General features: G+C 70.4%; 13 protein-coding genes, 1 tRNA gene and 1 pseudogene. 4 read left to right on the top strand and 11 right to left on the bottom strand.

Translation table 11 applies throughout. The annotated features are described in order from the left end of the window. Nucleotides 1-226 precede the first annotated feature (226 nt). The 7 genes from rho to AC08OQ_RS04580 form a co-directional block, all read right to left on the bottom strand. Nucleotides 227-2,545: a transcription termination factor Rho gene (gene rho, locus AC08OQ_RS04610; protein ID WP_476604578.1), complete on the bottom strand. Its 2,319-nt coding sequence runs from the start codon at nucleotides 2,543-2,545 to the stop codon at nucleotides 227-229. 435 nt (nucleotides 2,546-2,980) lie between these two features. Further along, entirely contained in the window at nucleotides 2,981-4,126 is a 1,146-nt protein-coding gene (locus AC08OQ_RS04605) for a homoserine kinase (RefSeq protein ID WP_462186539.1), read from the bottom strand. Beyond that, on the bottom strand, nucleotides 4,123-5,256 hold the full coding sequence (gene thrC, locus AC08OQ_RS04600; RefSeq protein ID WP_462186538.1) for a threonine synthase: 1,134 nt from the start codon (nucleotides 5,254-5,256) through the stop codon (nucleotides 4,123-4,125). Before thrC ends, AC08OQ_RS04605 begins: the two co-directional genes overlap by 4 nt. Then, nucleotides 5,253-6,536, bottom strand: coding sequence for a homoserine dehydrogenase (locus AC08OQ_RS04595; protein WP_476604579.1), 1,284 nt, complete (start codon nucleotides 6,534-6,536; stop codon nucleotides 5,253-5,255). Before AC08OQ_RS04595 ends, thrC begins: the two co-directional genes overlap by 4 nt. Continuing rightward, nucleotides 6,533-7,921 carry a diaminopimelate decarboxylase gene (gene lysA / locus AC08OQ_RS04590; RefSeq protein ID WP_476601753.1) on the bottom strand — a complete coding sequence of 463 codons (1,389 nt, stop codon included), beginning with the start codon at nucleotides 7,919-7,921 and terminating at the stop codon, nucleotides 6,533-6,535. Before lysA ends, AC08OQ_RS04595 begins: the two co-directional genes overlap by 4 nt. 107 nt (nucleotides 7,922-8,028) lie before the next feature. Continuing rightward, on the bottom strand, nucleotides 8,029-9,057 hold the full coding sequence (locus AC08OQ_RS04585) for a DALR anticodon-binding domain-containing protein (RefSeq protein WP_476601754.1): 1,029 nt from the start codon (nucleotides 9,055-9,057) through the stop codon (nucleotides 8,029-8,031). 24 nt (nucleotides 9,058-9,081) lie between these two features. Beyond that, the gene (locus AC08OQ_RS04580) at nucleotides 9,082-9,468 is read right to left on the bottom strand and encodes a response regulator transcription factor (protein WP_476601755.1); all 387 of its coding nucleotides are present in this window, start codon (nucleotides 9,466-9,468) and stop codon (nucleotides 9,082-9,084) included. A gap of 73 nt (nucleotides 9,469-9,541) precedes the next feature. Here AC08OQ_RS04580 and AC08OQ_RS04575 point away from each other — a divergent pair. Beyond that, nucleotides 9,542-9,613: transfer RNA gene (locus AC08OQ_RS04575), tRNA-Arg, on the top strand. 238 nt (nucleotides 9,614-9,851) lie between these two features. Here AC08OQ_RS04575 and AC08OQ_RS04570 read toward each other — a convergent pair. Further along, entirely contained in the window at nucleotides 9,852-10,472 is a 621-nt protein-coding gene (locus AC08OQ_RS04570; RefSeq protein ID WP_476601756.1) for a helix-turn-helix domain-containing protein, read from the bottom strand. Between the two features lie 129 nt (nucleotides 10,473-10,601). On the opposite strand from AC08OQ_RS04570, the gene AC08OQ_RS04565 reads away from it, so the two are divergent. The 3 genes from AC08OQ_RS04565 to AC08OQ_RS04555 all read left to right on the top strand — a co-directional run bounded on the left by AC08OQ_RS04565 (nucleotide 10,602) and on the right by AC08OQ_RS04555 (nucleotide 11,871). Next, the gene (locus tag AC08OQ_RS04565; protein ID WP_476601757.1) at nucleotides 10,602-10,982 is read left to right on the top strand and encodes a hypothetical protein; all 381 of its coding nucleotides are present in this window, start codon (nucleotides 10,602-10,604) and stop codon (nucleotides 10,980-10,982) included. Nucleotides 10,983-11,081: 99 nt separating this feature from the next. After that, nucleotides 11,082-11,555 carry a hypothetical protein gene (locus AC08OQ_RS04560; protein ID WP_462186532.1) on the top strand — a complete coding sequence of 158 codons (474 nt, stop codon included), beginning with the start codon at nucleotides 11,082-11,084 and terminating at the stop codon, nucleotides 11,553-11,555. 19 nt (nucleotides 11,556-11,574) lie between these two features. Next, nucleotides 11,575-11,871: a hypothetical protein gene (locus tag AC08OQ_RS04555; protein WP_476601758.1), complete on the top strand. Its 297-nt coding sequence runs from the start codon at nucleotides 11,575-11,577 to the stop codon at nucleotides 11,869-11,871. Here the strand turns inward: AC08OQ_RS04555 and AC08OQ_RS04550 are convergent. From AC08OQ_RS04550 to AC08OQ_RS04540, 3 genes and pseudogenes are all read right to left on the bottom strand, one after another. Continuing rightward, on the bottom strand, nucleotides 11,814-12,278 hold the full coding sequence (locus AC08OQ_RS04550; protein ID WP_476604580.1) for a Scr1 family TA system antitoxin-like transcriptional regulator: 465 nt from the start codon (nucleotides 12,276-12,278) through the stop codon (nucleotides 11,814-11,816). The two genes, AC08OQ_RS04555 and AC08OQ_RS04550, sit on opposite strands and share 58 nt — an antisense overlap. After that, nucleotides 12,202-12,372: a DUF6879 family protein gene (locus AC08OQ_RS04545; protein WP_476601760.1), complete on the bottom strand. Its 171-nt coding sequence runs from the start codon at nucleotides 12,370-12,372 to the stop codon at nucleotides 12,202-12,204. The genes AC08OQ_RS04550 and AC08OQ_RS04545 overlap by 77 nt, the downstream gene beginning before the upstream one ends. Continuing rightward, nucleotides 12,342-12,589, bottom strand: a pseudogene (locus AC08OQ_RS04540) (hypothetical protein); the annotation flags it as partial. The gene AC08OQ_RS04545 and the pseudogene AC08OQ_RS04540, both read right to left, overlap by 31 nt.

Below are 12,589 nucleotides of genomic sequence, written 5' to 3'. Positions count from 1 at the left end.
CTCGCGTGGACGACGTGAACCGGAGCCGGTCTGCTGCCAGTCTGCCAGAGGCCGGGTGCACCGACCGCCAGCCGATGCCAGGGGTCCCCACACTGCGCCGAAGACGCCAACGGCTCCCCCCAACAACCCCCCAGCAAGATCGCCGAAGGCGATCGCGCGGAAACCCCGAACGGCACCCAACGCCAGGGGTCCCCACACTGCGCCGAAGGCGCCGTGTGGGGGAAGGCTAATCCTGAGGCGGTGCGGTCTTGGCGATCTGCATCAGGAACTCGTAGTTCGTCCTGGTCTGCTTGAGCCGGTCGAGCAGGAGCTCGAGGGCCTGCTGGGTCTCCCTGGTGTGGAGCACGCGACGCAGCTTGTGCATGATCGCGAGCTCGTCCGGGGCAAGCAGGATCTCCTCCTTGCGGGTACCGGAGGCGTCAACATCCACCGCGGGGAAGATCCGCTTATCGGCGATCTTGCGATCGAGTTTGAGCTCGGCGTTGCCGGTTCCCTTGAACTCCTCGAAGATCACAGTGTCCATCGTCGAACCGGTCTCCACCAGCGCCGTCGCAATGATCGTCAGAGACCCGCCGTTCTCGATGTTGCGGGCCGCGCCGAGGAACCGCTTCGGCGGGTAGAGCGCCGTCGAGTCGACACCACCGGACAGGATACGACCGGAGGCCGGGGCAGCCAGGTTGTAGGCACGGCCCAATCGGGTGATCGAGTCGAGCAGCACGACGACGTCGTGGCCCAGCTCGACCAGGCGCTTGGCCCGCTCGATGGACAGCTCGGCAACATTGGTGTGATCGGCCGGTGGACGGTCGAAGGTGGACGCGATGACCTCGCCCTTGACCGACCGCTGCATGTCGGTGACCTCCTCCGGCCGCTCATCGATGAGCACGACCATGAGGTGGACTTCCGGGTTGTTCGTCGTGATCGCGTTCGCGATGGACTGCAGCACCATCGTCTTACCCGCCTTGGGCGGGCTGACGATCAGGGCCCGCTGCCCCTTGCCGATCGGCATCACGAGGTCGATGACCCGCGTGGTCAGCATGTGGGGCTCGGTCTCCAGGCGCAGCCGCTCCTGGGGGTAGAGCGGAGTCAGCTTGGTGAACTCCGGCCGGCCGCGCGCCTCCTCGGGCTCCATCCCGTTGATGGTGTCGAGCCGGACCAGCGCGTTGTACTTGTCCCGGCGCTGCTCGCCCTCCTGCGGGGCGCGGACGACACCGGTGATGGCGTCACCGCGGCGCAGCCCATTGCGACGCACCTGGGCGAGGCTGACGTAGACGTCGGTCGGGCCGGTCAGGTACCCGCTGGTCCGCACGAAGGCGTAGTTGTCCAGAACGTCGAGAATGCCGGCGACGGGGACCAGGACGTCGTCCTCGCGCAGGACCGGCTCGTTCTCGCTCGGGCCGGCCTGCCCACCGCGACCGCGGTTACGACCGCGTTCCCGGAAGCGGCCCCGCCGGCCACGAGCGGCGAAGTCGTCCTCGCCTTGTCCCCCTTGCCCCCCCTGCCCGGGCCGGTCGCCGCCGGAACGCTCTGCCCCGGACCGGTCACCCTGCTGGGTGCGGTCCACGCGGCTGGGACGATCAGCGGCCTGACGGTCCGTACCGGAGCGGCGGTCCGCGCCTTGGCGGTCCGCCGTGGCACGCTCGCCACCGGCCTCACCGCCCTGACGGTCGCTCGCGCTCACCCGGCCGTTGTCGGCGGAACGATCCCGACGGTCCTCCCGGCTCCGGGGACCGGCATCGGTCTGACGGTGGGACGCGGCGGCCGGCGGAGCCGACGCGGGCGCCCCGGTCGGCTGGGCGGAAGCCACGGCGGAGGCGGCCGATCCGGCCCGGGCATCCGTAGCCGATCCGGCCCGGGTCTCCACGACCGTGTCCCCGGCCGCCGTTTCGGGCAGGGTCGGCTGCTCGACGGCGGGGCTCGCCGCCGCCCGAGAGGCCCCACGACGGGAACGGGTGCGGGTAGCGGTGCCGTCCGGGCCGGCAGCCTGCCGGGACACCCGCGGCGCGGGAGATGTCTCGCTCGCGGCCGGGACCGGTCCGGCGGACGAGGCCGGCCCCGATTCCGCCGGGAGCGGCGCAAAGGCCGAGGAGGCCGCGGGGGCCGAAGAAGTCGCTGGGGCGGGCGCGGCCGCGGACTCGTTGTTCTGCAGGTTCTGGATCGCGGCGATGAGCTGGCCTTTGCGCAACCGGCCCACGCCCTGGATCCCCAGGGACGAGGCCTTGGCCTGCAGTTCGGGGAGCAGCATCGCGGACAGACCGGTGCCCTGCCGGCGGCGTCGGGTCACGGCCGCGCCTTCTCCGGCCGGAGAAGGCGCGGGGAGAGCGGTCCGGGTGGTACGGCCTGCGCGCGAGTCACCGTTCCCGGTGGGCTCAGCGTTCCCGGTGGGCTCAGCCGAGATGGCGTCTGCGGACGAGATGCCCGCCGCCAAGTCGCTCTCCCGGGGCGATGCAGGCGTCACGGGCGGCGCAAGCGTCACGGGCGGCGCAGGCGTCACGGGCGGCGCAGACTCACGTGCGCTCTGCGGCAGCACGTTGGTGGTGTCGCTCAAGGTTTTCCTTCCCTGAAGGAACTGGCTCCTGGTGAGCCGGGCGTTGCTTGTGGACCTTCTTCGCCTGCACACATGCCGGATGAAGGGGTATACAGCACCGGATGGGCGAGCATCGCGCCCGTGTACGGCGCCAGCGGCCGACTGCCGCGAGCGAACTCGCCGATCCCGCCTGGGGAGTGCCGGTGTGGAGCCGAGGCAACGACGACGAAGCTTATACACCGGAGCCCCGAACCATGTTCCATCTGGCGAGACCAGAGCGGCACGGCGGGAGCGAGCACGCGCCGCGGTGGCAGCGGGTGCAGTCACCAGACTATCCAGCGGCAGACACCTCGGCAACAACCTTGAGACGTCAGGACTTCCCGATGTGACACACAACCGCGAATCGGGAGCTCGCAGCGCCAGCCGTCGCAGCGGATCCCACCGCGGGCAACCGGGTCATGGCGCCGCGGATCGACATCGGATGACGCGTGCACCGCGTCTATCCACCGGTAGCGGGGCGACGGAGAACCCGGCACCCGCCACATCCACCGCCGCCGCGGCCTGTTCACCGCCGACGGCGAGGGCGATGACGGATGGCCCCGAACCGGACAGGGCCGCCGCGATCCCCCTGCCGCGCAGCCGACCGACGAGGTCTGCCGACGCCGGGACGCCGGGGAACCGGTAGGGCTGATGCACCAGATCCTCGGTGGCACGCAGGAGTGCCTCGGCACGTCGGGACGGCTGCCCGGCTGCCGGCTCGGCTGCCGACATCGTCAACGCCAGCAGCGCGGCCCGACCGAGGTTGCGGGCGGCGTTGGCGAATGGAACGCTGCTCGGCAGCGCCCCGCGCGACTGCTCGGTCGACTGTCGTATCGCGGGGATGAAGATCACGGGTCTCAGCTCGGCGAAGGGATCGACGCGCAGGGACCGGGCACCGTCGCCGTCCGGCCACGCAACGGTGAAGCCCCCGCTCAGCGCCGCGGCGACGTTGTCCGGGTGCCCCTCGATGGCGCTGGCGAGCCGCAGCATGCCCGCAGGCCCGAAGAAGCCGGCTCCGGACGCCGCGCCGGGCACCGGGCCCGGCTCGGGCGCGTCATCGGACACGGAGTCCGCGCCGGCGTCGAAAACGGCATCGGCGTCGAAAACGGCATCGGTCTCGAAGGCGGGCCCGAGGTCCGGCTGCGCGAGCGCGGCGGCGGCGACGACCCCGGCGACGATCGCCGCGGCCGAGGATCCCAGCCCGCGGCCGTGCGGGATCCGGTTGACGCAGTGCAACGCGAGACCGGGCTGCGCCCGGCCGAGGGTGTCGAAGGTCGCCCGGATCGCCCGGACCACGAGGTGCGTCTCGTCCCGGGCGACGACGTCCGTGCCGACGACGTCGACGGTGAGGCCGGATCGGGTCGTCTCGACATCGACTTCGTCATACAGGCCTAATGCCAAGCCGAACGCGTCGAAGCCAGGGCCGAGATTCGCGCTGGTCGCCGGCACCCGGACCCGGACCCGCCGCGACACGCCGTCGGCGGCGGTGACCGGCCCGGACCGACCGGCCCGCTCGGCGAAGGCTGCCGTCCCGCCTGGACACGGGGAGAACCGAGTGGTCACGAGCGCCGCAGCCCCAGCGCCTCGGCGGCGCCCGCGACGGTCGGGCGGATCGTTTCCGGCCGGGCCGCGCCGCTGATCGCCCAGTCAGGGTCCTTGAGCCCGTTGCCCGTGACGGTGCACACGACCTGCTCGCCGGGTTCGATCCGGCCGGCCGCCCGCGCCTTCAGCAGGCCTGCGACGCTCGCGGCGCTGGAAGGCTCCACGAAGACACCCTCCCTGCGGGCCAGCAGGCGGTAGGCGGCGAGGATCTCCCGGTCGTTCACGGCGTCGATCAGACCACCGGAGGCCTCCCGCGCCTCGACGGCGAGACCCCACGAGGCCGGGTTGCCGATGCGGATCGCCGTGGCGATCGTCTGTGGCGAGGTCACCACCTCGCCCCGCACGATGGGCGCGGCACCCGCTGCCTGGAAACCGCACATCCGCGGGCGGCCGCTGGCGATCCGGTTGTTCTCCTCGAGGTAGCCCCGCCAGTAAGCGGTGATGTTGCCGGCGTTACCGACCGGCAGGCAGTGGACGTCCGGGGCCCGGCCGAGCGCCTCCACGATCTCGAAGGACGCCGTCTTCTGCCCCTCGAGACGGAAGGGGTTCACCGAGTTGACCAGGGTGACCGGCGAGGTGTCGGCAAGTTCGCGCGCCACCCGCAGGCAGTCGTCGAAGGAGCCGTCGAGCTGCAGCAGCCGGGCCCCGTGGACAAGCGCCTGGGCGAGCTTGCCCAGGGCAATCTTCCCGCTGGGCACCAGCACCGCGCAGGTGATGCCGGCGCGGGCCGCGTAGGCGGCGGCCGACGCCGAGGTGTTGCCGGTGGACGCGCAGATGACGGCCTGGGAACCGGCGCCGACAGCCCGGCTGATGGCCACCGTCATCCCGCGGTCCTTGAAGGACCCGGTCGGATTCGCCCCTTCGATTTTGAGATGAACCTCACATTCGGTGAGGTCGGAGAGATGTGCCGCGGGCAGCAGGGGCGTCCCGCCCTCACGCAACGTGATGACGGGTGTGTCGTGCGCGATCGGCAGACGGTCCCGGTACTCCTCGATGATTCCCCGCCACGGCCGGTGCGGCCGCTCGGGCGCCGCGGACAGCACCGGCACGGCCGGCTCGTCCGCGAGCGGTGTGGATGACGTCGTGGTCACGGCTCACCTCCCTCAACCCGTATCACGCCGGACACCGCCCGGACACCTGCGAGACCGCGGAGCTCCTCGACGGTGGCGGACAGTGCCGCGTCCGGGGCGGCATGCGTCACCAGGACGAGGCTCGCGTCGTCGCCGCGGCCGTCCTGACGAACGCTCCTGATGGACACATCGTGACGCGCGAACGCCCCAGCGACCGTCGCGAGTACGCCGGTCTTGTCGGTGACGTCGAGATTCACGTGATACCTCGTCACGGTACGGCCCATCGGCAGCACAGGCAGCGCGGCGTAGGACGATTCACCAGGGCCGCGACGGCCGGCGATACGGTTGCGCGCGACCGCGACCACATCCCCGAGCACCGCCGAGGCGGTCGGCGCTCCGCCGGCACCCTGGCCGTAGAACATCAGCTGGCCCGCCGCCTCGGACTCGACGAACACCGCGTTGAAGGCCTCCCGCACCCCGGCCAGCGGGTGGGTGCGCGGGATCATCGCCGGGTGGACCCGCACGCTGATCCCCTCGGTCTCGGCCGAGCGTTCCGCCACCGCGAGCGCCTTCACGGTGCAACCGAGCTCCCGGGCGCTGGCGATGTCGGCGGTGGTGACCTCACCGATGCCGACCCGGTAGACGTCGTCGATCGTTACCCGGGAGTGGAAGGCCAACTGGGCCATGATGGCCGCCTTCGCGGCCGCGTCAAACCCATCGATGTCGGCGGAGGGATCGGCCTCAGCATATCCGAGCGCACCGGCCTCGGCGAGCGCCTCGGTGAACGACGCGCCGGTCTCGTCCATCCGGGTCAGCACGAAGTTGGTCGTCCCGTTGACGATGCCGAGCACCCGGTGCACGCGATCCCCAGCCAGGCTCTCGCGCAGCGGGCGGATCAGCGGGATGGCCCCGGCCACGGCGGCCTCGTAGTAGAGATCGGTGCCGGCCGCGGCGGCCGCGTCGTGCAGCGTCGCGCCGTCCGAGGCCAACAGGGCCTTGTTCGCGGTGACCACCGACTTACCCCCCCGCAGGGCGGACAGCAGCCAGGAGCGGGCCGGCTCGATGCCGCCGACGAGCTCGATCACGATGTCGACGTCGTCCCGGGCGACGAGGCCCGCCGCATCCCCGGTGAACAGCGCCGGATCCACGTCGAGAGCGCGGGTGCGGCCCGGCCTGCGCACCGCGATCCCGGCGAGTTCCAAGGGAGCCCCGACCCGGGCGGCGAGATCGGCGGCGTTGGCCTGCAACAGCCGGACGATCTCGCCGCCGACAACCCCACAGCCGAGCAACGCAATCCTCACCGCGCCACCTCCGGGGAGGCCGGGCCGGCGCCCGGCTCGACAGTCAGGCCCGGACCGGCGTCCAGGCGCAGCAGGTCGTCCTCAGCCTCCCGCCGGACGATGATCCGGGCCGCGCCGTCACGCACGGCGATCACCGGTGGACGCGCCACATGGTTGTAGTTGCTGGCCATCGACCGGTGGTAGGCGCCGCTGGCGGGAATGGCCAGCAGGTCACCGGGCCGGACGTCGTTGGGCAGCGGCACGTCGTGGGCGACGACGTCCCCGGACTCGCAGTGCCGGCCGACGATCGTGACGACGTGCGTCGTGGCCAAGCCGGTCCGGGAGACCAGCCGGGCGGTGTAGCGGGCGTCGTAGAGCGCCGTGCGGATGTTGTCGCTCATGCCGCCGTCCACGCTGACGAAGGTGCGCAGCCCGGGCAGCTCCTTGACGGTGCCGACCTCGTAGAGGGTCACCGTCGTCGATCCGACGATGGCCCGTCCCGGTTCCACCGCGAGGCGCGGGACGGTCAGGCCCGCGGCGGCGCACTCCTTGCCGACCACGGCGGTCAGCCGCTCGGCGACGTCGGTGACCTCCAGCGGGGCGTCCTCTCCGGTGTAGGCGATGCCGAGGCCACCGCCGAGGTTGAGCTCGGGCAGTTCGAGGCCGTGGGTGTCGCGGATGCGCGCGAGCAGGCCCACCAGGCGGTGCGCCGCCAGGCCGAACCCGGCCGTGTCGAAGATCTGCGAACCGATGTGCGCGTGCAGGCCGACGAGTTCGAGGGAGCCAGCGGCCGCGAGCACGCGTTCCACCGCCTCGGCCGCCGACCCGCCGGCCAGCGAGAACCCGAACTTCTGGTCCTCCTGCCCAGTGGAGACGTAGTGATGTGTGTGCGCCTCCACGCCCGGGGTGACGCGGATCAGCACACGCTGGCGCCCGCCCGCCTCGGCGGCGACGGCTGCCAGGCGGGTGATCTCGGCGAAGGAGTCGACGACAATCCGCCCGACGCCATAGCCGACGGCCGCCCGCAGTTCCGCGACGGACTTGTTGTTGCCGTGGAAGAGCAGTCGATCCGCCGGGAAGCCGACCGAGCGGGCCACTGCGAGCTCCCCGCCCGTACAGACGTCGAGATTCAGGCCCCCCTCATCCACCCAGCGAGCGACTGTGCGGCACAAAAAGGCCTTGCCTGCATAGTAGACATCACAGTCGGCGAACGCCCGCCGCCAAGCCACGCACCGGGCCCGGAAGTCGGCCTCGTCGAGAACGAAGGCCGGCGTGCCGAACTCGGCAGCCAGCTCGTCGACCCGGATCCCACCGATCCGCAGCACGCCGTCGGCGTCCAGCCGGGCCGTGGCCGGCCACAGATTCTCCTCCAACGGCACCACCGCTGGGCTGTCGATCTCGCTCATCTCGCCTCTGCCTGCCTCAGGCCGCCTGGCCTGCCTCATGCCGCCTGTTTCACGCTTTCCGACCGGCTCGTTCCCGAACCCGCCCGGACGGTCGGACCGACCGCTCGTCACATCCGCTCGGGGGCGCTGACCCCGAGCAGTCCCAGGCCGTTCGCGAGCACCACCTGGGTTGCCGCCACGAGGAGCAGCCGCGCACCGGTGGCCGGACCGGGCTCGGCGTCGCCCTGCGGAAGCACCCGGCAGGAGTCGTAGAACCGGTAGTAGACCCCGGCAAGTTCCTCGAGATAGCGGGCGAGCCGATGGGGGCCGCGCAGCCTCGCGGCGGACTCGATCACTCGGGGGAACTCGCCGAGCGCGCGCAGCAGCTCACCCTCCCGCGGCTGGGTCAGCAGGGCGACGTCGACCGGCTCGGTCGCGGCCGTGAGGCCCAGGGACTCGGCGTTGCGCAGCAGCGAGCTGATCCGCGCGTGGGCATACTGCACGTAGAAGACCGGGTTGTCACTGGTCTGGCGGGCCATCAGGTCCGGATCCAGCTCGAGCGCCGAATCCGGCGAAGAGCGGACCAGCCAGTACCGCGCCGCGTCGGCCCCGACCGCGTCGGCCAGGTCGTGCAGGGCCTGCTCGGACGCCCGGCGGTCGTAGTAGTACTCCGTGCCCACCTCGAACCCGGCCGCGGGCAGGATGCGCCCCAGGGCGTCTCCGACGGCCGCCCAGCGCGCCGAGGCCAGCGTCACCGGGCCGGTCGGGCTCGCGCTGACGAACTCCAGGTTGACCCGGACACCTCGTGGCCTGACCGCCCGGCCGTACCGGTCACCAGCCGACACCACCGTGCGGGCGATCTCCCCGAGGGCGGCGTCGGCCAGCCGGAAGTTGAGGAACCCCGGGCCGGCGACGTCCACGGCGGCGAGCTCGCTGTCGGTGGCGAGCCGCCGGGCCAACGTCTCCGCGACGGCGCGCGGCGGACGACGGGCGGCCCTGGCAAGCTGGAGCGCGACCGGGGATGCGTAGTCCCCGTGCTCGGGCGTCTTCGGCCGCTCCACCGTGACGGCGGTCGGCACAGTCACGTCCAAGTCGCCGTCCGCGACCGCGCGGCCGATGGCCGTCACGATGGCGTCAGCGAGATCGGCGGGGGTCATGACGGCGATGTTATCGGCGCCGGGTCAGACCGGCTGGCCGGCAGCCAGCCGCTGGACCACGCCGATGAGTTCGTCCGGGTCGAACGGCTTGGTCAGGTAGTAATCCACCCCGACCCGCACCCCACGCTTGACGTCGGCCTCCTGGGCCCGGGCGGTCAGCATAATCATCTTGATGGCGGCGGTGTCCGGTTCCTCCCGCAGCCGGGCGGCCACGTCCCAGCCGTTCATCCTCGGCATCATGATGTCCAACGTGATCACCTGTGGGGCGACCTCGTGCACCATCTCCAGGCAGTCCACGCCGTCTACGGCGGTATGGACCTCAAAGCCCTCCAACTCAAGGTTGACGACCACGAGCTGACGTATCACCGCGTCGTCGTCGACGACGAGGACTCGGGGGGTGGCAGGGTACACACCGGAAGCTTACGGCGACCCGGATTCCCGATCCGGCGTTCCGTCCTGGTAACGTAGGCCGTGTTGACCCGGGGCCCCCGTAGCTCAGGGGATAGAGCACCGCCCTCCGGAGGCGGGTGCGCAGGTTCGAATCCTGCCGGGGGCACGTACAGCATCCGCGCAGCGAGGTAACTGGTCGGCTACTGTACGGAGCGCGGAGGCTTCGCGGAGGTGCCGGCAATCACTTCCGCCAGATCGGCGACCTGATCAAGGTTGATTGCTGAGATTTTGCTCATTCGCCTTCCTCGCCCACTACGCCCGGTTCTCCCTCGAATCCCTCGCCCGCTGGCGGCAGCAGACCCCGCGCGGCCCCGCCGCCCGGTGGCACGGAGGGATGAGGCGCTTCAGGTGTCGTCGCTGGTGACTGCCTCGCGGGCGAGGAGGAGGATCGCCTCGATCTCCTCGTCGGTGAGCGTGGCAATGTGCTCCAGCAACTCCTGGCGTGGGTTGGCTAGCTCAGGCTGAGGGGCGGGTACCCGGGCATCGGAGTTCTGCGTGGTGGCGCGCCGCTGCCGGTGCTGGACGTATCCCGCGACCAGGCTGCCGGCGGCGACTGCCACGACGCTGCCTGGGAACAGTGTTCCGGTCGCCTGGGCCGCAGCCGGGATCGAGCGCCGCGGGATCCCGGCGGCCATGATCGAAGCCATCGGAGTTACAGCTCCGACAAGTTTCAGCGCGGCCTGCGCGCCCGCCCCGGTGGCTGCCGCCCTGAGTAGACGTCTGATGAGTTCGTCGCTGGTGGGGGCGGTGCTGGCGTCGAGCAGCGCCGCGCGGGTCATCAGCTCGGCCGTGCTGACCTGCAGGACCTTGGCGAGAGCGGCCAGCTTGGGCGGGGACGGACGACGAGCACCCTGCTCGATCTTGTCCATGTAGAGAGGGGTGATGCCCGCCTGTCTGGCCAACTCGGCTCGGCTCAGGCCGCGGACCTCCCGTGCTTCCTTGATGGCGGCGCCCAGCACACTCACCTGTCCAGAGTAGCACGTACGCACAGAACTGGATCAAATCTCGCCCTATTGACACCCACATCGGATTACCCGACCATGGGAAGGCGATCTACTACGGATCGTTCTTGCTCAGAAGACAGGAGACTCGTTGTGGATGAGCTCCGACCGAGCGTCGAGGACGCCGCGACGGCCAGGTTTACGACTCTCGTCCTGGAGTCGCAGGCGATGGCGCACGGGGAGACCGAGATCTTCGATGCGCAGTTCGATCGGCGGATCGCGGCGGCTTCTCTGGGCGACTTCGGGGTGAACCTGGATACCATCAAGGCACTTGTTTCCCGGTTGGCCACGACCACTAACCCGGACGTCAACGCGGATGGCGAGAGGCCTGTGAACAGGGTGCTCGCCGAGCTGGCAGCAGGGCTGGCAGCGGTTGACCGGCACCTGGTCGAGTTTGTGAAGGCGACGATCAAGGAGATCGAGGAGTTCCTCAACGCCGAGGCGGAAGCCGCTGGCACTGAGGAGTCGAAATGAAATAACTTGCGCGTTTCGAACCCTCCACAGGCCTGTGACCTGCAATGATGCTCTCGATCGCGTATTTGTTACTTCATTACGTCCCCTGAGCCGGTCAACGTGGAGCTCAAGGACCCCGCAGGTGAGGTCGTCGAGCTGGAGGACTCCCTTCTGTGGAAGCTTATACGTGATGAGCTCCGCGACCAGATCATCGCCGATCTCATCGCTGCCGGCGGTTATGTGGCAGCTGTTCGGGAGTGGCTCAAGAGGAACGCGGCTCAGGCCGCTGCGGCGGTCCCTGCCGGTGCCGGCATCGCTGCGGAAACGGCCGCAGCGGGGGGAGGCGCGGGAGCTGCGGTTGTTCCCGCGGCCTGGCTCGCTGCACTGGTCGGTGCCGGGTATCTCGGCTACAGGACATCTGGGGCGACGGTCCGTGCGGGACGGAAGGACGCGGGCCTGATCCTCAACAGCGCGACGGCGAAGTTCAAGCACCGCCGTGTTCCCGAACTGGACGACGCCGTGGCCAGCACGCGGAAGGACACGATCGACCAGCTTCGGACCACCGGGCTGGCGGAGAGGCCCTGCCGTGGTTAGGGATGGCCGTAAGCGTGCGATGGGAGCGTTCAAGGCCGGCGTCGGAGGTGGGGTAGGAAAGGCCGTCGGCGGTGTAGTCGGCGCGCCGGCCGGGCCGACGACGGCGATCGCCGGGGCGGCATTGGGCGCGGCCGCCGGCTATCTGGCGGGCGAGGCGGTGGAGACCGCTATGGAGAAGGGGGTCGAGGCTGCGGGGAGAATCGCAGACGACCTGCGCACATTCGCGGAGACGGTGGCTGTCATGAGCGATGGGACGGTCTATGCGGCGGCCGACAAGACAATCGACCTGGCAGTCGAGGCCGCGACCGCGTCGTAGTCCGCATGCTCGGGGACGCCGTGCTCCGCATCCGCGGTGACGACGACCCGGTCGCCGTAGCCGGCGATCTCACTCAAACGAGCGAACATCTGCGCGTAGAGGGCGATCTCGGTCGGCTGGGTAACCGTCAGGAATCCCGAGACCAGTTCAACGTTCCCCTGATCATTGTCGAAGATCCAAAAATCCTCGACTGGGCTGGCCAGGCCACGATCGCAAGAGGCGGGAATGACGCCGAGGGACACTGCGGACCACGTCGTGACCTCGGCCAGGTGCACGCACTGGCCGCGCATGACCGCCGGCCCGCCGAAGCCGTTGCGCAGCACGGACTCCTCAATGAGGAATGCGGCGGTGCGCTGGTTGGGACACCGGCCCCGCCACAATCCGGACACGGCGGACCTCGACCCCACGGCCGGCCACCTCGGCGATCAGGTCCAGCCACGGCCGGGGGCCAGCCGCCGCCGGAACTCCTCCTAGTTGCCGACGAGCCGCGCCTGAAACCACGGGTCCCCGGCGGCAAACTCGCGTTTGAGGTTCCGCTGGTCAAGAGAGGAAGGGCACCCTGTGGCCATCGAGGACGGCACGGTCGCGGGTTTGCCGAACAATTCGAGATACCGCTGCGCGGCGTTTGGGTTGAGGTCGGGCGTGAGGGCCGACTGCACGTTCTCTGCCTCCTGGGCGCCGACACTGTAGTACGCCTCGTAGGCAAGGATATCCGGGT

It is taken from the genome of Frankia sp. CcCS3 (assembly GCF_977927575.1).
Note: the sequence above shows the minus strand (reverse complement) of the source record. Positions and strands in the feature narration are given on the sequence as shown.

Coding starts and splice junctions, on each gene's coding strand:
- lysA (WP_476601753.1), bottom strand. CDS start 7,921: ATGAGCGAGATCGACAGCCCAGCGGTGGTGCCGTTGGAGGAGAATCTG.
- AC08OQ_RS04555 (WP_476601758.1), top strand. CDS start 11,575: ATGGGAGCGTTCAAGGCCGGCGTCGGAGGTGGGGTAGGAAAGGCCGTC.
- AC08OQ_RS04585 (WP_476601754.1), bottom strand. CDS start 9,057: ATGACCCCCGCCGATCTCGCTGACGCCATCGTGACGGCCATCGGCCGC.